Source organism: Shigella dysenteriae, assembly GCF_022354085.1.
Classification (GTDB): Bacteria; Pseudomonadota; Gammaproteobacteria; order Enterobacterales; family Enterobacteriaceae; genus Escherichia; species Escherichia coli.
Map to the genome: position 1 here is coordinate 1,076,395 of NZ_CP055055.1, position 18,642 is coordinate 1,095,036.

20 protein-coding genes are annotated in these 18,642 nt (G+C 48.7%); 15 read left to right on the forward strand and 5 right to left on the reverse strand.

Going from position 1 to position 18,642, the window contains the following annotated elements; translation table 11 throughout:
- Window positions 1–83: 83 nt before the first annotated feature.
- On the reverse strand, window positions 84–1,058 hold the full coding sequence (hemB, locus tag HUZ68_RS05130) for a porphobilinogen synthase (RefSeq protein WP_001295337.1): 975 nt from the start codon (window positions 1,056–1,058) through the stop codon (window positions 84–86).
- A 525-nt stretch (window positions 1,059–1,583) separates the two neighbouring features.
- Here hemB and HUZ68_RS05135 point away from each other — a divergent pair.
- Window positions 1,584–4,493, forward strand: a complete 2,910-nt coding sequence (locus tag HUZ68_RS05135) for an autotransporter outer membrane beta-barrel domain-containing protein (RefSeq protein WP_001612486.1) — start codon at window positions 1,584–1,586, stop codon at window positions 4,491–4,493.
- 87 nt (window positions 4,494–4,580) lie between these two features.
- The gene (gene iprA / locus HUZ68_RS05140) at window positions 4,581–5,204 is read left to right on the forward strand and encodes a hydrogen peroxide resistance inhibitor IprA (RefSeq protein ID WP_001295335.1); all 624 of its coding nucleotides are present in this window, start codon (window positions 4,581–4,583) and stop codon (window positions 5,202–5,204) included.
- On the opposite strand, the gene ampH is transcribed toward iprA, so the two are convergent.
- Complete coding sequence (gene ampH / locus HUZ68_RS05145) at window positions 5,205–6,362, reverse strand: D-alanyl-D-alanine-carboxypeptidase/endopeptidase AmpH (RefSeq protein WP_001612488.1); 1,158 nt, start codon at window positions 6,360–6,362, stop codon at window positions 5,205–5,207.
- Window positions 6,363–6,713: 351 nt separating this feature from the next.
- On the opposite strand from ampH, the gene sbmA reads away from it, so the two are divergent.
- Together sbmA and yaiW are read left to right on the forward strand one after the other, a co-directional pair.
- The gene (gene sbmA, locus HUZ68_RS05150) at window positions 6,714–7,934 is read left to right on the forward strand and encodes a peptide antibiotic transporter SbmA (RefSeq protein ID WP_239594060.1); all 1,221 of its coding nucleotides are present in this window, start codon (window positions 6,714–6,716) and stop codon (window positions 7,932–7,934) included.
- Window positions 7,935–7,946: 12 nt separating this feature from the next.
- The gene (gene yaiW / locus HUZ68_RS05155; RefSeq protein ID WP_033814850.1) at window positions 7,947–9,041 is read left to right on the forward strand and encodes a surface-exposed outer membrane lipoprotein YaiW; all 1,095 of its coding nucleotides are present in this window, start codon (window positions 7,947–7,949) and stop codon (window positions 9,039–9,041) included.
- A gap of 58 nt (window positions 9,042–9,099) precedes the next feature.
- Here yaiW and HUZ68_RS05160 read toward each other — a convergent pair whose 3' ends face one another.
- Window positions 9,100–9,408 carry a YaiY family protein gene (locus HUZ68_RS05160; RefSeq protein ID WP_000763151.1) on the reverse strand — a complete coding sequence of 103 codons (309 nt, stop codon included), beginning with the start codon at window positions 9,406–9,408 and terminating at the stop codon, window positions 9,100–9,102.
- Window positions 9,409–9,667: 259 nt separating this feature from the next.
- On the opposite strand from HUZ68_RS05160, the gene HUZ68_RS05165 reads away from it, so the two are divergent.
- Window positions 9,668–9,880, forward strand: a complete 213-nt coding sequence (locus HUZ68_RS05165) for a DUF2754 domain-containing protein (protein WP_001295334.1) — start codon at window positions 9,668–9,670, stop codon at window positions 9,878–9,880.
- A gap of 23 nt (window positions 9,881–9,903) precedes the next feature.
- Here the strand turns inward: HUZ68_RS05165 and ddlA are convergent, their stop codons facing one another.
- On the reverse strand, window positions 9,904–10,998 hold the full coding sequence (gene ddlA, locus HUZ68_RS05170) for a D-alanine--D-alanine ligase (RefSeq protein WP_000413677.1): 1,095 nt from the start codon (window positions 10,996–10,998) through the stop codon (window positions 9,904–9,906).
- 77 nt (window positions 10,999–11,075) lie between these two features.
- Between ddlA and HUZ68_RS05175 the strand changes: the two genes are divergently transcribed.
- The 5 genes from HUZ68_RS05175 to adrA all read left to right on the forward strand — a co-directional run bounded on the left by HUZ68_RS05175 (window position 11,076) and on the right by adrA (window position 14,893).
- Entirely contained in the window at window positions 11,076–11,279 is a 204-nt protein-coding gene (locus HUZ68_RS05175) for a hypothetical protein (protein WP_077778265.1), read from the forward strand.
- A 181-nt stretch (window positions 11,280–11,460) separates the two neighbouring features.
- The gene (iraP, locus tag HUZ68_RS05180) at window positions 11,461–11,721 is read left to right on the forward strand and encodes an anti-adapter protein IraP (RefSeq protein ID WP_000792970.1); all 261 of its coding nucleotides are present in this window, start codon (window positions 11,461–11,463) and stop codon (window positions 11,719–11,721) included.
- 100 nt (window positions 11,722–11,821) lie between these two features.
- On the forward strand, window positions 11,822–13,237 hold the full coding sequence (gene phoA, locus HUZ68_RS05185) for an alkaline phosphatase (protein ID WP_033814852.1): 1,416 nt from the start codon (window positions 11,822–11,824) through the stop codon (window positions 13,235–13,237).
- A 118-nt stretch (window positions 13,238–13,355) separates the two neighbouring features.
- Window positions 13,356–13,676, forward strand: a complete 321-nt coding sequence (psiF, locus tag HUZ68_RS05190; RefSeq protein WP_001295332.1) for a phosphate starvation-inducible protein PsiF — start codon at window positions 13,356–13,358, stop codon at window positions 13,674–13,676.
- A 101-nt stretch (window positions 13,677–13,777) separates the two neighbouring features.
- A complete protein-coding gene (gene adrA, locus HUZ68_RS05195) occupies window positions 13,778–14,893 on the forward strand; it encodes a diguanylate cyclase AdrA (protein WP_000484048.1) in 1,116 nt (371 codons plus the stop codon).
- 16 nt (window positions 14,894–14,909) lie between these two features.
- On the opposite strand, the gene proC is transcribed toward adrA, so the two are convergent.
- A complete protein-coding gene (proC, locus tag HUZ68_RS05200; RefSeq protein WP_033814853.1) occupies window positions 14,910–15,719 on the reverse strand; it encodes a pyrroline-5-carboxylate reductase in 810 nt (269 codons plus the stop codon).
- Window positions 15,720–15,838: 119 nt separating this feature from the next.
- Here proC and HUZ68_RS05205 point away from each other — a divergent pair, with 119 nt between their 5' ends.
- From HUZ68_RS05205 to ppnP, 5 genes are all read left to right on the forward strand, one after another.
- A complete protein-coding gene (locus HUZ68_RS05205) occupies window positions 15,839–16,297 on the forward strand; it encodes a YaiI/YqxD family protein (RefSeq protein WP_000158159.1) in 459 nt (152 codons plus the stop codon).
- A gap of 182 nt (window positions 16,298–16,479) precedes the next feature.
- Entirely contained in the window at window positions 16,480–17,004 is a 525-nt protein-coding gene (aroL, locus tag HUZ68_RS05210; protein ID WP_000193393.1) for a shikimate kinase AroL, read from the forward strand.
- A 49-nt stretch (window positions 17,005–17,053) separates the two neighbouring features.
- The gene (gene yaiA / locus HUZ68_RS05215; protein WP_001142439.1) at window positions 17,054–17,245 is read left to right on the forward strand and encodes a protein YaiA; all 192 of its coding nucleotides are present in this window, start codon (window positions 17,054–17,056) and stop codon (window positions 17,243–17,245) included.
- 257 nt (window positions 17,246–17,502) lie between these two features.
- A complete protein-coding gene (locus HUZ68_RS05220; RefSeq protein WP_001276403.1) occupies window positions 17,503–18,180 on the forward strand; it encodes an AroM family protein in 678 nt (225 codons plus the stop codon).
- Between the two features lie 71 nt (window positions 18,181–18,251).
- Window positions 18,252–18,536 carry a pyrimidine/purine nucleoside phosphorylase gene (gene ppnP / locus HUZ68_RS05225; protein ID WP_000941942.1) on the forward strand — a complete coding sequence of 95 codons (285 nt, stop codon included), beginning with the start codon at window positions 18,252–18,254 and terminating at the stop codon, window positions 18,534–18,536.
- The last annotated feature ends 106 nt before the right edge of the window (window positions 18,537–18,642 follow it).

An 18,642-nucleotide genomic window follows, 5' to 3' on the forward strand; every position in this document is an offset into this window, starting at 1 on the left:
GCCCCCTTGGGGAGAGGGTTAGGGTGAGGGGGCGTTCACCGTACTTTCAACAGGTTAACTCCCCCTTTCTGAGAGGAAAAAAATTAACGCAGAATCTTCTTCTCAGCCAAATCCAGCGCAAAGTAGCTGAAAATCAGATCCGCACCCGCACGCTTAATCGAACCTAAGCTTTCGAGCACCACTTTCTCTTCATCTATAGCACCCGCCAGCGCGGCGAACTTAATCATCGCGTACTCACCGCTCACCTGATACGCGCCAATCGGCAATTCAGTACGTTCACGCAGCTCACGCACGATGTCGAGGTATGCTCCAGCAGGTTTAACCATCAGGCAGTCTGCGCCCTGGGCTTCATCCAGCAGTGATTCACGAATCGCCTCGCGACGGTTCATTGGGTTCATCTGATAGCTTTTGCGGTCGCCTTTTAATGCGCTTCCGGCAGCTTCACGGAACGGGCCATAAAAGGAGGAGGCGAACTTGGTCGAATACGACATAATCGCCGTATCTTTAAAGCCCGCAGCGTCCAGCGCCTGGCGAATTGCCTGTACCTGGCCGTCCATCGCGGCGGAAGGGGCGATGAAGTCTGCGCCTGCAGCAGCTGCAACCACGGCTTGCTTGCCTAAATTTTCCAGAGTCGCGTCGTTGTCGACGCCATGCTCGCACAGCACACCGCAGTGACCGTGAGAAGTGTATTCACAGAAACAAGTGTCTGACATGACGATCATTTCTGGCACAGTCTGCTTGCAGATGCGCGACATACGCGCCACCAATCCATCTTCCCGCCAGGCGTCGCTGCCGGTTTCATCGGTATGGTGAGAGATGCCGAAAGTCATCACGGAACGAATACCGGCGTTGGCGATGCGTTCAATTTCGCGTGCCAGATGTTTCTCTGGAATGCGCATCACGCCTGGCATGGCTTCAACGGCTTTGTAGTCGTCAATTTCTTCTTCAACAAAGATCGGCAACACCAGGTCGTTAAGGCTAAGTGTTGTCTCTTCAAACATAGCGCGCAGCGCAGGAGATTTGCGCAGGCGACGAGGGCGTTGGATTAAGTCTGTCATGGTCTGCCTGATGTTTGTGGAATCGAGGGGCATAGTATACCTGAAGCAGGGTGGGGATGTTTTACGAAAGTTGTCGCGATGTTGACAAGAAGAGAATGGAAGAGAGGCCAAGACATCTTTGTAATAGAAATAGCAATAATTTCATATTCACTGAAAATATTTTTAATTTTTATTTATAGCCATAGATTATTGTTTTGGGGGATTTGGTGACGTTTTCAAAAAGTGAATAACTTAAAGTTCATTGCTTATTGATACATTATTTGTCTGTTTTAGTTGTTTTATATTTTCATGGTCTATGTTTTAAAATTAACGCTTTCATTAACGTATTGAAATATTGTGTTTTTGTTATTTCTTTCTGTGTGTGTGTTCACGTGCTTTATATATGTCCGCAATCGGACTTAGGGGAAAGAATAATTGAACCATTCCTCTATAACGCCGCATAATCGTCAACGCGAAACATAATATGTTTTCTATGCATTGATAATTGATGGATCAACTTATTACGTCCCTGAGGAGGGATGACAAATGCACTCCTGGAAAAAGAAACTTGTAGTATCACAATTAGCATTGGCTTGCACTCTGGCTATCACCTCTCAGGCTAATGCAACTACTTATGACACCTGGACTTATGTCGATAACGCGGCTACTGGTCTTAACTGGACCAATATGGATAATCCGGGTACTGTAGATGGTAACTATGTGAATTATAGTGGCTTTGTCTACTATAACAACACCAATGGCGACTTCGATCAGTCTTTTAACGGTGATACTGTTAACGGCACGATTTCTACATACTATCTGAACCACGACTACACTGACGGTACAAATGGTAATGCTAACCAGCTTGATATTGCTAATTCAGTAATTCATGGCTCAATCACTTCCATGCTTCCTGGGGGTGATCTCTGGCATAATGGTGCTTATGATCAAAGCTATGGCTACATTCAGGCTGGTGATACAGTTATTGATACAACGTGGTATGACGGTGATGTATTCACTCTGAATATTGCTAACTCCACCATTGATGATGACTATGAAGCACTTTACTTCACTGATTACTACAAAGATGGCGATGTAACTAAATCAACGAATGGCACCTTTGACGTTAGCGAAGGCGTTGCTGTTAATCTTAATGTAGAAAGTAACATCAATATCTCCAATAACTCCCGCGTTGCAGGTATTGCGTTATCTCAAGGTAATACTTACAACAATACCTACACCACTGAATCCCATACTTGGGATAACAATATTAATGTCTCTAACTCAACCGTAACTACCGGTTCAAATACCGTGTTGGAAAGTTCTGGTTATGGTCATTTCGGTAACTCTGGTGAGCCGAGTGATTATGCTGGCCCGGGTGACGTTGCATTGTCTTTCACTGATAGTACTTCAGACTATGCAATGAAGAACAATGTATATTTCAGCAATTCTACTCTGATGGGTGATGTTGCGTTTACCAGCACCTGGAATGCTAATTTTGATCCAAGTGGTCATGATTCTAACGGTGACGGCGTAAAAGATACCAATGCTGGTTGGGTTGATGATAGCCTGAACGTTGATGAGCTGAATATTACTCTTAATAATGGTAGCAAGTGGGTTGGTCAGGCTACATTCAATGCTGAAACCATTTCTCCAGACACAATGTATGATGTTGCAACTAACAGTTTGACCCCTGGTGGCACAGCTGAAGCTAATGGTTGGAATCGCATCATCGACAATAAAGTATTCCAGAGTGGTGTATTTAACGTAGCGTTGAATAACGGTTCTGAATGGGATACTACAGGTGATTCGCTTGTTGATACCCTGACCGTTAATAATGGTTCTCAAGTCAATGTTTCTGATTCTAGTTTAACTTCAGACACTATCGATTTAACTAATGGCTCTTCTCTGAACATTGGTGAAAGTGGTTATGTTGATACCGATCATCTGACTATTAACTCCTATAGTTCTGTTGATTTGACCGAATCAACAGGCTGGGGCATCTATTCCAACCTGTATGCTAATACTATCACCGTAACTAACGGTGGTGTCCTGGATGTGAACGTTGATCAGTTCGATACCGAAGCTTTCCGTACCGATAAACTGGAACTGACTAGCGGCAACATTGCTGACAATAACGGTAATGTAGTATCTGGTGTATTCGATATCCATAGCAGCGATTATGTTCTGAACGCTGATTTGGTGAACGACCGTACCTGGGATACTTCCAAGTCTAACTACGGCTACGGTATTGTTGCTATGAACTCTGATGGTCATCTGACTATCAACGGTAACGGTGACATGAACAACGGCGACGAACTGGATAACAGCTCTGTTGACAACGTTGTTGCTGCAACCGGTAACTACAAAGTTCGTATCGACAACGCAACAGGCGCTGGCGCTATCGCTGATTACAAAGATAAAGAAATTATCTACGTAAACGACGTCAACACCAACGCGACCTTCTCTGCTGCTAACAAAGCTGACCTGGGTGCATACACCTATCAGGCTGAACAGCGCGGTAACACCGTTGTTCTGCAACAGATGGAGCTGACCGACTACGCTAACATGGCGCTGAGCATCCCATCTGCGAACACCAATATCTGGAACCTGGAACAAGACACCGTTGGTACTCGTTTGACCAACTCTCGTCATGGCCTGGCTGATAACGGCGGCGCATGGGTAAGCTACTTCGGTGGTAACTTCAACGGCGACAACGGCACCATCAACTATGATCAGGATGTTAACGGCATCATGGTCGGTGTTGATACCAAAATTGACGGTAACAACGCTAAGTGGATCGTCGGTGCGGCTGCAGGCTTCGCTAAAGGTGACATGAATGACCGTTCTGGTCAGGTGGATCAAGACAGCCAGACTGCCTACATCTACTCTTCTGCTCACTTCGCGAACAACGTCTTTGTTGATGGTAGCTTGAGCTACTCTCACTTCAACAACGACCTGTCTGCAACCATGAGCAACGGTACTTACGTTGACGGTAGCACCAACTCCGACGCTTGGGGCTTCGGTTTGAAAGCCGGTTACGACTTCAAACTGGGTGATGCTGGTTACGTGACTCCTTACGGCAGCATTTCTGGTCTGTTCCAGTCTGGTGATGACTACCAGCTGAGCAACGACATGAAAGTTGACGGTCAGTCTTACGACAGCATGCGTTATGAACTGGGTGTAGATGCAGGTTATACCTTCACTTACAGCGAAGACCAGGCTCTGACTCCGTACTTCAAACTGGCTTACGTCTACGACGACTCTAACAACGATAACGATGTGAACGGTGATTCCATCGATAACGGTACTGAAGGGTCTGCGGTACGTGTTGGTCTGGGTACTCAGTTCAGCTTCACCAAGAACTTCAGCGCCTATACCGATGCTAACTACCTCGGTGGTGGTGACGTAGATCAAGATTGGTCCGCGAACGTGGGTGTTAAATATACCTGGTAATATTCTTCACTCCGAAGAAATTCTGGTAATTTAATCTAAATAATGCCCGTCAAGGATTTGACGGGCATTACTGCAAAGGACGCGCAAATGTTATCTGTAGTTAAACCTCTTCAGGAATTTGGTAAGCTCGATAAATGTTTGTCCAGATACGGTACGCGCTTCGAGTTTAATAATGAAAAGCAAGTTATATTTTCCAGTGATGTCAATAACGAAGATACTTTCGTTATTTTAGAGGGCGTTATCTCTCTGCGTAGAGAAGAAAACGTACTTATCGGTATTACCCAGGCTCCTTATATTATGGGGCTGGCTGATGGTTTAATGAAAAACGATATACCATACAAATTAATATCAGAAGGAAATTGTACGGGATATCATCTACCAGCCAAACAAACCATTACGCTTATTGAACAAAATCAACTCTGGCGAGACGCTTTTTACTGGTTAGCCTGGCAAAATAGAATTCTGGAATTACGCGACGTGCAGCTCATTGGGCATAATTCCTACGAACAAATCCGCGCAACGTTATTATCAATGATTGACTGGAATGAAGAATTGCGATCACGTATTGGTGTGATGAATTATATCCATCAACGTACACGCATATCGCGTTCTGTCGTCGCAGAAGTTCTCGCTGCTTTGCGTAAAGGCGGCTATATCGAAATGAATAAAGGCAAACTGGTCGCTATCAACCGTTTGCCTTCAGAGTATTAATCAGGACGCGGGGATAACCAACGGTTTATTCCCGCTTAGCTCGGTCACCAGGTCATTGATGCCATCGCTCATATTTTTAAAGCGCGTCAACGGCGAACGAGTGACCACCACAAACGCGCCAATATTCTTCTGCGGGATCATCGCCATATAGGTAATGAAACCGCCACCACCGCCTGTCTTCTGAATAATCCCCGGACGACCCTCTTTCGGGGCCATATATACCCAGCCTAAACCAAGCGCATCCGCTTTGCCGGGGACATCCATGCCAATCACTTTCGTAAACTGCGCGCGCTGATAAATCAACGTCTGCATGCGATCTGCCTGGTTACTGCGCTGATAAAAATCAGATGACAAATACTGCTGCATCCAGCGCATCATATCGCCAGGCGTGGAATAGACGCCGCCGCTGCCAATTGCCGCCAGCGTGTTATTGCATGGACTGGCACCGCGCTCTGCAACCATTAAACGGCGGCACTGATCCGGTGAGGGGGTGTAGGTGGTGTCTTTCATCCCCAACGGACGGGTAATCTGCTCTTCAAACAACTGGGTATAAGGCTTGCCGGACGCATTCGCCAGTGCATCTGCCAGCAGGTCGAACGCAAGGTTAGAGTACGCCGCCTGACTGCCTGGCGCGGCTTTCAGCTTCGCCGTAGAAAGGTATTTCCAGCGTTGCTCGCGCGTTGGCCAGACAAAAACCGGACGATGTGCCGCGCCACCGGGCTGTTCACGGGGCAGGGCGCTGGTATGGGTTGCCAGATTGACCAGCGTAATGGGCGTTCCATTGTAGGTTGGCACGCGTGCGCCTGGCGGAGCATATTTACTTAGCGGATCGTTTAACTTCACGGTCCCCTGGTCGAGCAATTTCACCAGCATCTCACTGGTCATTAGCTTGGTGAGGGAAGCAATACGCACGACCGAATCCAGCTGCGGGCGAACGTTATTACCAGGTCGCGTTTCGCCATAACTGCGAAAGACGCGCTGGTTACCGTCGATAACAACCAGCGCCATCCCCGTAGCACCGCTGCCGTAAAAAATATGATCGGCATAACGATCAACAATATCAGAAGCGAACTCCGGTTCAGTGATCGGCTGTGCCGCATGGACGGAGGTCAATGACGCCGCACACAGCACGGCAGAAAAAAACAGACTACGTTTCAACGGTGGTGTCCATAAATTGAATGAAGGTAACTGAGCGTATTTATACTACTCATTGATGGATTGCAAAGGGCGAATTAGTGCAATAATAGTGTTAAAAACGTAACGGCGCGTAAACACGATCTTTTTCCTGCTCACCAATGCCTGCATTTGTGATCCTGCGCGTGTTAATCCGCTTATGTAAACAATCTTTGGTTTGTGAAATCCGTCGAAACAATTCTTATGGTCAGGCTGGCGAACTAAGCGCCTTGCTATGGGTCACAATGGGCGATTTCATTTGGCTGACGCTTTGTAGCGGTCATGCGGTTAATACACAGCAGTTGTTAAAACGATAAGAAGTTAGCAGGAGTGCATATGTTTAAGTCTTTTTTCCCAAAGCCGGGAACGTTTTTTCTCTCGGCCTTCGTTTGGGCATTGATTGCCGTTATCTTCTGGCAAGCCGGTGGGGGTGACTGGGTGGCGCGTATCACCGGCGCTTCCGGGCAGATCCCGATTAGCGCCGCGCGTTTCTGGTCGTTGGATTTCCTGATTTTTTACGCTTACTACATTGTTTGCGTAGGACTTTTTGCATTGTTCTGGTTTATCTACAGCCCGCACCGTTGGCAATACTGGTCAATACTCGGTACTGCACTGATCATCTTCGTCACCTGGTTTTTGGTGGAAGTCGGGGTTGCCGTCAACGCCTGGTATGCACCGTTCTATGATCTGATTCAAACCGCGCTAAGTTCGCCGCATAAAGTCACTATCGAACAATTTTACCGCGAAGTGGGCGTCTTTCTGGGGATTGCGCTGATCGCGGTAGTGATCAGTGTGCTGAATAACTTCTTTGTCAGTCACTACGTGTTCCGCTGGCGTACGGCGATGAACGAATATTACATGGCGAACTGGCAACAACTGCGTCATATCGAAGGGGCCGCACAGCGTGTGCAGGAAGACACCATGCGTTTTGCTTCAGCGCTGGAGAATATGGGTGTCAGTTTTATCAACGCCATCATGACGTTGATCGCCTTCCTGCCGGTGCTGGTAACGCTCTCCGCGCATGTGCCGGAGCTGCCGATTATCGGGCACATTCCGTATGGTCTGGTGATTGCCGCTATCGTCTGGTCGCTGATGGGGACCGGATTGCTGGCAGTGGTAGGGATCAAACTGCCGGGGCTGGAGTTTAAAAACCAGCGAGTAGAGGCTGCCTACCGTAAAGAGCTGGTTTATGGTGAAGACGATGCCACGCGCGCGACGCCGCCTACGGTACGCGAGCTGTTTAGCGCCGTACGGAAAAACTATTTCCGCCTCTATTTTCACTATATGTATTTCAACATCGCCCGCATTCTCTATTTGCAGGTCGATAACGTTTTCGGTTTGTTCTTGCTGTTTCCGTCAATTGTTGCCGGTACGATTACGCTCGGCCTGATGACGCAGATTACCAACGTTTTTGGTCAGGTTCGCGGTGCTTTTCAGTACCTGATTAACTCATGGACCACACTGGTTGAGTTGATGTCTATCTACAAACGTCTGCGCAGCTTTGAACATGAGCTGGATGGTGACAAAATTCAGGAAGTAACCCATACCTTGAGCTAAAAAGGAGAAGTAATGTCGCGCGTCAATCATCTATCTTCGCTGTCATTGTTGGCGGTTCTGGTTTTAGCGGGGTGTAGTAGTCAGGCTCCGCAACCGTTGAAAAAGGGCGAAAAAGCGATAGATGTAGCGAGCGTCGTGCGGCAGAAGATGCCTGCGAGCGTGAAAGACCGCGATGCCTGGGCGAAAGATCTCGCCACCACCTTTGAAAGTCAGGGGCTGGCACCGACGCTGGAAAACGTCTGCTCGGTGCTGGCGGTGGCGCAGCAGGAGTCAAATTATCAGGCAGATCCGGCCGTTCCGGGCTTAAGCAAGATCGCCTGGCAAGAGATTGACCGTCGTGCTGAACGGATGCACATTCCTCCTTTTCTGGTTCATACCGCGCTAAAAATCAAATCGCCAAACGGCAAAAGTTATAGCGAACGGTTAGATTCGGTGCGTACAGAAAAGCAATTGAGCGCGATTTTTGACGATCTGATCAGCATGGTGCCAATGGGGCAGACGCTGTTTGGTTCGCTTAATCCGGTGCGCACCGGTGGGCCGATGCAGGTCAGCATTGCTTTTGCCGAACAGCATACCAAAGGGTATCCGTGGAAAATGGACGGTACAGTCCGTCAGGAAGTCTTTAGTCGCCGCGGCGGGTTGTGGTTTGGTACTTACCATTTACTGAATTATCCCGCCAGTTATAGCGCACCGATATACCGTTTTGCTGATTTTAACGCTGGCTGGTACGCCAGCCGTAATGCCGCGTTTCAGAACGCGGTCAGTAAGGCCAGCGGCGTGAAGCTGGCACTGGACGGTGATTTAATTCGTTACGACAGTAAAGAACCCGGGAAAACCGAACTGGCAACGCGCAAACTGGCGGCAAAACTGGGGATGAGCGACAGCGAAATTCGTCGTCAGCTAGAGAAAGGTGACAGCTTCTCTTTTGAGGAGACGGCGCTGTACAAGAAAGTTTATCAACTTGCCGAAGCGAAAACGGGTAAATCACTCCCCCGCGAAATGTTGCCTGGCATTCAACTGGAAAGCCCGAAAATCACGCGCAACCTGACTACGGCCTGGTTTGCGAAGCGCGTAGACGAACGGCGGGCGCGTTGTATGAAACAGTGATCAAACAGGAATGTCAGGCCAGATAAGGCGTTTTAGGCCGTATCTGGCAACGTAAATCTTACTGGCGGCGATGTCGCCAGTGCAGCCATAGCGCCACCACTGCAAAAATGAGGCAGCCTACTAAAAACGGGATCAGCCCGAAAATGGTGCCGACACCTAAACCAATTTCCACCCGTGGGCGACCTGTTTCCTGGACCTGCATTAAACGCTCATAGACGCCGGGCGCATGCACTAACAGGTTCAGCAATTGCGCCCCAGCCCAAAAGCAAAACAGCACAAACAACGCATAGGCAATGTTGCCAGGCGTTGAAGAGGCATTGCGATATTTTCCGCTAAACAGCGATTTTGACAGGGTGAAATCAGCCATAAAAACCTCCGGAAGTCATCTGCTTCTCTTCTGGTGTGATACCAGCGGCTTATGGCAAGTCTGACAGGTCATTTAGATTGTCAATATCAGAATCATGGTAAATTGATGTTGGGAATATTCCCGAAGCGTGAATCTTCGTTGCGAGTCACAAAATAGCAACTTTAAGTTAAATTTATTAATAATTGCGAAAATGTTGTCTACACCACAGACGGTTGTTGCAGAATATGCAAGGATGTTGTTTTTCGTTAACGGAGCAGCCATGAATCTGCCTGTAAAAATCCGCCGTGACTGGCACTACTATGCGTTCGCCATTGGCCTTATATTCATTCTTAATGGCGTGGTGGGGTTACTGGGATTTGAAGCAAAAGGTTGGCAGACCTATGCCGTCGGTCTGGTGACGTGGGTGATTAGTTTCTGGCTGGCGGGGTTGATTATTCGTCGTCGCGATGAAGAAACTGAAAACGCCCAATAAGAATATTATCGGGCGTTAAAATATTACATTGTGGTTTTCAATGCGTTATCCGCAGCGTGACGCTCCAGCGCCAGCTCAATCAAACGTGTGATCAGATCGGTGTAACCCAGACCGCTGGCTTGCCACAGCTTCGGATACATACTGATGTTGGTGAAGCCAGGCAGTGTGTTGATCTCGTTGATCACCACTTCGTTCTCTGGGGTTAAAAACACGTCTACACGCGCCATGCCTGCGCATCCCAACGTCTGATAAGCCTGAACGGCAATCGCCCGGATCTTATCGTTGATTTCTGGCGCAATGGCTGCCGGAACTACCACTTTCGCGCCATCTTCGTCAATGTACTTGGTGTCGTAGGCATAGAAATCGCTGGTGAGTACGATCTCGCCACAGGTGCTGGCTTGCGGATTGTCGTTGCCCAGAACTGCGCATTCGATCTCACGACCTTTGATCCCTTGCTCAACGATCACTTTATGATCGAACTCGAACGCCAGATCGACGGCAATTGCGTACTGTTCTTCACTGGTTACTTTGCTGACACCAACAGAAGAGCCCTGATTAGCCGGTTTTACAAACAGTGGTAACCCCAGTTTAGACTCCACTTCGGCAAAACTGATGTTGTGACGATTAGCGCGCGTCAGGGTAATAAATGGCGCAATGTTCAGCCCGGCATCGCGTAGCAGACGTTTGGTGACATCTTTATCCATACAGGCTGCTGAAGCCAGAACATCAGAACCTACAAACGGTAAATTGGCGACCCGCAGCATTCCCTGCAAGGAACCATCTTCGCCCAGCGTACCGTGGACAATCGGGAAAATGACATCCACCGTCGGCAACGGCTGACCGTTTTGCGCGTCGATAAGCTGATGCTCATGTTTACCTGGCACCTGGGCGAGGCTGGTCGCCGAAGGGCGCAACGCAATATGGGCAGGATCGTCTGCATTTAGCAGATAATTGCTGGCATCGCTGACGTGCCATTGCCCTTGTTTATCAATGCCCAGCAGCACAACGTCGAAGCGACTTTTATCAATGGCATCGACAATGTTTTTTGCCGATTGCAGAGACACTTCATGTTCCGCTGATTTACCACCAAAAACGATTCCTACCCGCAGTTTTTCCATCTTAAAAACCTATCCCGTCTAACACAAAGTGCATACATTACCACGACAAAACGGGGGATTCGCGGCCTTCTGAAAGATTGTTGCAATCTTCTGCTGACAAAGCGTGCAACGTACTGATGAAGAAAGTGCGTTATCTCAAAGATGTGCGCAAGATCACAAAAATGATGAACGGGAAGCTAATTTATTCCTGGCTTAAATGGCCATGCGGTGAGTTTTTTTCTCTTAATTATAAGTTAACGAAGAGAATATATTTCATAACTTTTATTTATAATAAAGGTTGATAATTAAAAGCCTATATTTTGTATGGGTAATTATTTAAATAAGAGAAACGTTTCGCTGGTAATCAAACAAAAAATATTTGCGCAAAGTATTTCCTTTGTCATAAAAATAATACTTCCAGACACTATGAAGTTGTGAAACATAATGTTAACTTCTCCATACTTTGGATAAGGAAATACAGACATGAAAAATCTCATTGCCGAGTTGTTATTTAAGCTTGCCCAAAAAGAAGAAGAGTCGAAAGAACTGTGTGCGCAGGTAGAAGCTTTGGAGATTATCGTCACTGCAATGCTTCGCAATATGGCGCAAAATGACCAACAGCGGTTGATTGATCAGGTAGAGGGGGCGCTGTACGAGGTAAAGCCCGATGCCAGCATTCCTGACGACGATACGGAGCTGCTGCGCGATTACGTAAAGAAGTTATTGAAGCATCCTCGTCAGTAAAAAGTTAATCTTTTCAACAGCTGTCATAAAGTTGTCACGGCCGAGACTTATAGTCGCTTTGTTTTTATTTTTTAATGTATTTGTACATGGAGAAAATAAAGTGAAACAAAGCACTATTGCACTGGCACTCTTACCGTTACTGTTTACCCCTGTGACAAAAGCCCGGACACCAGAAATGCCTGTTCTGGAAAACCGGGCTGCTCAGGGCGATATTACTGCACCCGGCGGTGCTCGCCGCTTAACGGCTGATCAGACCGCCGCTCTGCGTGATTCTCTTAGCGATAAATCTGCAAAAAATATTATTTTGCTGATTGGCGATGGGATGGGGGATTCGGAAATTACTGCCGCACGTAATTATGCCGAAGGTGCGGGCGGCTTTTTTAAAGGTATCGATGCCTTACCGCTTACCGGGCAATACACTCACTATGCGCTGAATAAAAAAACCGGCAAACCGGACTACGTCACCGACTCGGCTGCATCAGCAACCGCCTGGTCAACCGGTGTCAAAACCTATAACGGCGCGCTGGGCGTCGATATTCACGAAAAAGATCACCCAACGATTCTGGAAATGGCAAAAGCCGCAGGTCTGGCGACCGGTAACGTTTCTACCGCAGAGTTGCAGGATGCCACGCCCGCTGCGCTGGTGGCACATGTGACCTCGCGCAAATGCTACGGTCCGAGCGCGACCAGTGAAAAATGTCCGGGTAACGCTCTGGAAAAAGGCGGAAAAGGATCGATTACCGAACAGCTGCTTAACACTCGTGCCGACGTTACGCTTGGCGGCGGCGCAAAAACCTTTGCTGAAACGGCAACCGCTGGTGAATGGCAGGGAAAAACGCTGCGTGAACAGGCACAGGCGCGTGGTTATCAGTTGGTGAGCGATGCTGCCTCACTGAATTCGGTGACGGAAGCGAATCAGCAAAAACCCCTGCTTGGCCTGTTTGCTGACGGCAATATGCCAGTGCGCTGGCTAGGACCGAAAACAACGTACCACGGTAATATCGATAAGCCCGCAGTCACCTGTACGCCTAATCCGCAACGTAATGACAGTGTACCGACCCTGGCACAGATGACCGACAAAGCCATTGAATTGTTGAGTAAAAATGAGAAAGGCTTTTTCCTGCAAGTTGAAGGTGCGTCAATCGATAAACAGGATCATGCTGCGAATCCTTGTGGGCAAATTGGCGAGACGGTCGATCTCGATGAAGCCGTACAACGGGCGCTGGAATTCGCCAAAAAGGATGGTAACACGCTGGTTATAGTCACCGCTGATCACGCCCACGCCAGCCAGATTGTTGCGCCGGATACCAAAGCTCCGGGCCTCACCCAGGCGCTAAATACCAAAGATGGCGCAGTGATGGTGATGAGTTACGGGAACTCCGAAGAGGATTCACAAGAACATACAGGCAGTCAGTTGCGTATTGCGGCGTATGGCCCGCATGCCGCCAATGTTGTTGGACTGACCGACCAGACCGATCTCTTCTACACCATGAAAGCCGCCCTGGGGCTGAAATAAAACCGCGCCCGGCAGTGAATTTTCGCTGCCGGGTGGTTTTTTTGCTGTTAGCAACCAGACTTAATGGCAGATCACGGGCGCATACGCTCATGGTTAAAACATGAAGAGGGATGGTGCGATGAAAATTACATTACTGGTTACCTTGCTTTTCGGTCTGGTTTTTTTAACCACCGTCGGCGCTGCCGAGAGAACCTTAACCCCACAACAACAGCGTATGACCTCCTGTAATCAGCAGGCGACGGCACAGGCGTTGAAAGGGGATGCTCGTAAGACCTACATGAGTGATTGCCTGAAGAACAGCAAGTCTGCGCCTGGTGAAAAAAGTTTGACGCCACAGCAGCAAAAGATGCGCGAATGTAATAATCAAGCAACGCAACAATCACTGAAAGGTGATGATCGTAATAAGTTTATGAGCGCCTGCCTCAAGAAAGCCGCCTGATACCTGATAGTGCTAACGGGTGAGCTACTAAAATGGCTCACCCGAAATTTCATACTTCTGCCTTTAGCCCCGTCTCTATAATTTGGGAAAATTGTTTCTGAATGTTCCCAAAAATAATGAATGATGAAAACTTTTTCAAAAAAGCGGCGGCGCACGGGGAGGAACCTCCTTTAACTCCTCAAAACGAACATCAGCGGTCCGGGCTGCGCTTCGCCCGTCGCGTCAGACTACCCCGTGCGGTTGGCCTGGCTGGCATGTTCTTACCGATTGCTTCAACGCTGGTTTCACACCCGCCGCCGGGCTGGTGGTGGCTGGTGTTGGTCGGCTGGGCGTTCGTCTGGCCGCATTTAGCCTGGCAGATAGCGAGCAGGGCCGTCGATCCGCTTAGCCGGGAAATTTACAACTTAAAAACCGATGCAGTATTAGCGGGAATGTGGGTAGGCGTAATGGGCGTAAACGTGCTGCCTTCCACCGCGATGTTGATGATTATGTGTCTGAATTTGATGGGGGCAGGCGGCCCCCGTCTGTTTGTCGCGGGTCTGGTGTTGATGGTGGTTTCCTGCCTTGTCACCCTCGAGCTGACGGGCATCACCGTGTCGTTCAATAGTGCGCCGCTGGAATGGTGGCTCTCCCTTCCCATTATTGTCATTTATCCTCTGCTGTTTGGCTGGGTCAGCTACCAGACGGCGACTAAACTGGCGGAACATAAACGCAGGTTGCAGGTCATGAGTACCCGCGACGGCATGACGGGCGTGTATAACCGACGTCATTGGGAAACTATGTTACGCAATGAATTTGATAACTGTCGGCGGCATAATCGCGATGCAACGTTACTGATTATCGATATCGACCATTTCAAGAGCATCAACGATACCTGGGGCCATGATGTGGGCGATGAAGCGATTGTGGCGCTTACCCGACAGTTACAAATTACCCTGCGCGGTAGCGATGTGATTGGTCGGTTTGGCGGCGATGAGTTTGCGGTAATCATGTCCGGTACGCCAGCTGAGAGCGCCATTACCGCCATGTTACGGGTGCATGAAGGGCTAAACACATTACGCTTGCCGAATACGCCACAGGTAACTTTACGGATTAGTGTGGGGGTTGCGCCGCTGAACCCACAAATGAGTCACTATCGTGAGTGGTTGAAATCGGCAGATTTGGCGCTCTACAAAGCAAAGAAAGCCGGACGTAACCGCACCGAAGTGGCGGCCTGACGTCCGGCGAAAGTCATCAGGATTTGCTGAGTTTTTCTGATTTTTCCATACACTTCGTCATCGCTTCGATCACTGCAGCACGGAAGCCTTTCTCTTCCAGTACGCGTACCGCTTCAATGGTGGTGCCTCCCGGTGAGCAGACCATATCTTTCAGTGCCCCCGGATGTTCTCCCGTTTCCAGCACCATTTTTGCGGAACCCATTACCGCCTGAGCGGCAAATTTATACGCCTGGGAGCGTGGCATCCCGCCCAGCACGGCGGCGTCGGCCATCGCTTCGATAAACATAAATACGTAGGCTGGCGAAGAACCGCTCACACCGACCACCGGGTGGATCATCGGCTCAGCAATTACTTCCGCTTCGCCAAAGCAGCGGAAAATATTCAGCACATCAGCGGTATCTTCTGGGGTTACCAGCGCGTTTGGCGTTACCGAGGTCATCCCGGCATTAACCAGCGCGGGAGTATTCGGCATGGCGCGGATAATTTTCCGATCATGGCCCAGCGCGCGGGCAAGTTGGTCGAGCGTGACACCTGCAGCAATAGAAACGACCAGAGAGTCTTTATTCAGGCTGGAGGTGATTTCGCTAAGCACTTTAATCATGATGCCAGGTTTAACGGCAGCAAAAATGATGTCGGCGATTTGCGCCACTTCTTGCGCCGATTCTGCGGCGTTGATGCCGAACTGGTCATGCAGGGCGGCGACTTTATCCGGGGAGGGGGTGTATACCCAGATTTGCCCTGGAAGCACCTGACCGCTGGCAATCAGACCGCCGAGAATGGCTTTTCCCATATTGCCACAGCCAATAAAACCGATTTTCTTTTCCATTGCCTCACTCCTGCCGTGAAATTCATTGTTTTGATAATCGCTGGCAGAAGCATAAACAGAACTATGCCGGAAGGCAAAAGCGCGACACAATAGAGGATTACCCAACAAAGGATGACTTTATGACAATTTGGGTGGATGCCGACGCGTGTCCCAATGTAATTAAAGAGATTTTGTATCGCGCGGCGGAACGTATGCAGATGCCGCTGGTACTGGTAGCAAACCAGAGTTTACGCGTGCCGCCATCGCGATTTATTCGTACGCTGCGCGTCGCGGCAGGTTTCGACGTTGCCGATAACGAAATTGTCCGGCAGTGTGAAGCGGGCGATTTGGTGATCACCGCAGATATACCTTTGGCTGCTGAAGCCATCGAGAAAGGCGCTGCGGCGCTTAATCCGCGCGGTGAACGTTACACGCCAGCGACCATTCGTGAGCGCCTGACGATGCGCGATTTTATGGATACCTTACGTGCCAGTGGGATCCAGACCGGCGGACCAGATAGCCTTTCACAACGTGACCGCCAGGCATTTGCCGCGGAGCTGGAGAAGTGGTGGCTGGAAGTGCAACGTAGTCGTGGCTAAATGTAATTTATTATTTACACTTCATTCTTGAATATTTATTGGTATAGTAAGGGATGTATTGAGATTTTCACTTTAAGTGGAATTTTTTCTTTACAATCGAAATTGTACTAGTTTGATGGTATGATCGCTATTCTCATGACACCGGCTTTCGCCGCATTGCGACCTATTGGGGAAAACCCACGATGACACAACCTCTTTTTCTGATTGGGCCTCGGGGCTGTGGTAAAACAACGGTCGGAATGGCCCTTGCCGATTCGCTTAACCGTCGGTTTGTCGATACCGATCAGTGGTTGCAATCACAGCTCAATATGACGGTCGCGGAGATCGTCGAAAGGGAAGAGTGGGCGGGATTTCGCGCCAGAGAAACGGCGGCGCTGGAAGCGGTAACTGCGCCATCCACCGTTATCGCTACAGGCGGCGGCATTATTCTGACGGAATTTAATCGTCACTTCATGCAAAATAACGGGATCGTGGTTTATTTGTGTGCGCCAGTATCAGTCCTGGTTAACCGACTGCAAGCTGCACCGGAAGAAGATTTACGGCCAACCTTAACGGGAAAACCGCTGAGCGAAGAAGTTCAGGAAGTGCTGGAAGAACGCGATGCGCTATATCGCGAAGTTGCGCATATTATCATCGACGCAACAAACGAACCCAGCCAGGTGATTTCTGAAATTCGCAGCGCCCTGGCACAGACGATCAATTGTTGATTTTCGAGCGCCTATACTTAACGTTCATCCCGTGAAATAAGGAAGAACGATGCCAACGAAACCGCCTTATCCTCGTGAAGCATATATAGTGACGATTGAAAAAGGAAAGCCAGGACAGACGGTAACCTGGTACCAACTCAGAGCCGATCATCCTAAACCAGACTCGTTGATCAGTGAACATCCGACCGCTCAGGAAGCGATGGATGCGAAAAAACGCTATGAGGACCCTGACAAAGAGTGACCGCATCAGACTGCTCGGAAGGGATTCTGAGTGCCACTACAAGGGATCTGCGTCACATTTTTCATAATTCATGTTTTTCAAATAATTAGAATATTAAACAATAACAATCCATTACTGGAATCATTTGGAATCTTTACATTATGCCGTGCACGTCTGCTGCTACGCTTTTTGTCATTTGTAGCACAAGTAAGTGTCAGCAGTGGTGCTTAACACTTGCCCGGTAATTAACGACGAAATAAAAGTAAGGTGGAAGAACAATGAGTGCGTCGTTGGCGATTCTAACCATCGGCATTGTACCTATGCAGGAAGTTTTGCCGCTCCTGACAGAATACATTGACGAAGATAATATTTCCCATCATAGCCTGCTGGGGAAGTTAAGCCGCGAAGAAGTGATGGCGGAGTACGCGCCAGAAGCAGGCGAAGACACAATTCTCACATTATTAAATGACAACCATCTGGCCCATGTTTCGCGTCGCAAAGTAGAGCGTGACCTGCAAGGTGTGGTTGAAGTGCTCGATAATCAGGGCTACGACGTCATTATATTAATGAGTACGGCAAACATTAGTAGTATGACTGCGCGTAATACGATCTTTCTTGAGCCGTCGCGGATATTGCCACCGCTGGTTTCCTCTATTGTTGAAGATCATCAGGTGGGGGTTATCGTACCGGTTGAGGAGTTGCTGACCGTTCAGGCGCAAAAATGGCAAATTTTGCAGAAACCGCCGGTATTTTCATTGGGTAACCCCATTCATGATTCAGAACAAAAAATCATTGATGCCGGGAAAGAATTACTGGCGAAAGGCGCAGATGTCATCATGCTGGATTGTTTGGGATTTAACCAGCGTCATCGCGATTTACTGCAAAAACAGCTCGATGTTCCTGTCTTGCTCTCTAACGTATTGATTGCACGGTTGGCTGCGGAATTACTGGTGTAATTTTGCGTGACAGCCAGCGCCTCTGGCCCCTATAGTGAAGTAGATGTTCAACTACCAGACAGGGCCAGTTTATGCTTCAAAGTAATGAGTACTTTTCCGGCAAAGTGAAATCGATCGGCTTTTCCAGCAGCAGCACTGGTCGCGCCAGCGTGGGTGTTATGGTTGAAGGCGAATACACCTTCAGCACCGCTGAGCCGGAAGAGATGACGGTAATCAGTGGCGCGCTGAATGTGTTACTGCCTGACGCGACCGACTGGCAAGTGTATGAAGCCGGTTCGGTGTTTAATGTTCCCGGTCACAGTGAGTTTCATCTGCAAGTTGCCGAACCCACCTCTTATCTGTGCCGCTATCTGTAATTCCTCGCCTTCCCCTTGAACGGGAGGGCATTTTTCTGAAATATCCTCTCTTTAACCCATAATAATATTTCCTTTGCTGCGATTTTTTCAATTTCCGATATATTCA

Bases quoted from the DNA above. Each gene is read 5' to 3' on its own strand.
- hemB (WP_001295337.1), bottom strand. From the start codon at position 1,058: ATGACAGACTTAATCCAACGCCCTCGTCGCCTGCGCAAATCTCCTGCG.
- HUZ68_RS05135 (WP_001612486.1), top strand. From the start codon at position 1,584: ATGCACTCCTGGAAAAAGAAACTTGTAGTATCACAATTAGCATTGGCT.
- iprA (WP_001295335.1), top strand. From the start codon at position 4,581: ATGTTATCTGTAGTTAAACCTCTTCAGGAATTTGGTAAGCTCGATAAA.
- sbmA (WP_239594060.1), top strand. From the start codon at position 6,714: ATGTTTAAGTCTTTTTTCCCAAAGCCGGGAACGTTTTTTCTCTCGGCC.
- yaiW (WP_033814850.1), top strand. From the start codon at position 7,947: ATGTCGCGCGTCAATCATCTATCTTCGCTGTCATTGTTGGCGGTTCTG.
- HUZ68_RS05160 (WP_000763151.1), bottom strand. From the start codon at position 9,408: ATGGCTGATTTCACCCTGTCAAAATCGCTGTTTAGCGGAAAATATCGC.
- HUZ68_RS05165 (WP_001295334.1), top strand. From the start codon at position 9,668: ATGAATCTGCCTGTAAAAATCCGCCGTGACTGGCACTACTATGCGTTC.
- ddlA (WP_000413677.1), bottom strand. From the start codon at position 10,998: ATGGAAAAACTGCGGGTAGGAATCGTTTTTGGTGGTAAATCAGCGGAA.
- iraP (WP_000792970.1), top strand. From the start codon at position 11,461: ATGAAAAATCTCATTGCCGAGTTGTTATTTAAGCTTGCCCAAAAAGAA.
- psiF (WP_001295332.1), top strand. From the start codon at position 13,356: ATGAAAATTACATTACTGGTTACCTTGCTTTTCGGTCTGGTTTTTTTA.
- adrA (WP_000484048.1), top strand. From the start codon at position 13,778: ATGTTCCCAAAAATAATGAATGATGAAAACTTTTTCAAAAAAGCGGCG.
- proC (WP_033814853.1), bottom strand. From the start codon at position 15,719: ATGGAAAAGAAAATCGGTTTTATTGGCTGTGGCAATATGGGAAAAGCC.
- HUZ68_RS05205 (WP_000158159.1), top strand. From the start codon at position 15,839: ATGACAATTTGGGTGGATGCCGACGCGTGTCCCAATGTAATTAAAGAG.
- aroL (WP_000193393.1), top strand. From the start codon at position 16,480: ATGACACAACCTCTTTTTCTGATTGGGCCTCGGGGCTGTGGTAAAACA.
- yaiA (WP_001142439.1), top strand. From the start codon at position 17,054: ATGCCAACGAAACCGCCTTATCCTCGTGAAGCATATATAGTGACGATT.
- HUZ68_RS05220 (WP_001276403.1), top strand. From the start codon at position 17,503: ATGAGTGCGTCGTTGGCGATTCTAACCATCGGCATTGTACCTATGCAG.
- ppnP (WP_000941942.1), top strand. From the start codon at position 18,252: ATGCTTCAAAGTAATGAGTACTTTTCCGGCAAAGTGAAATCGATCGGC.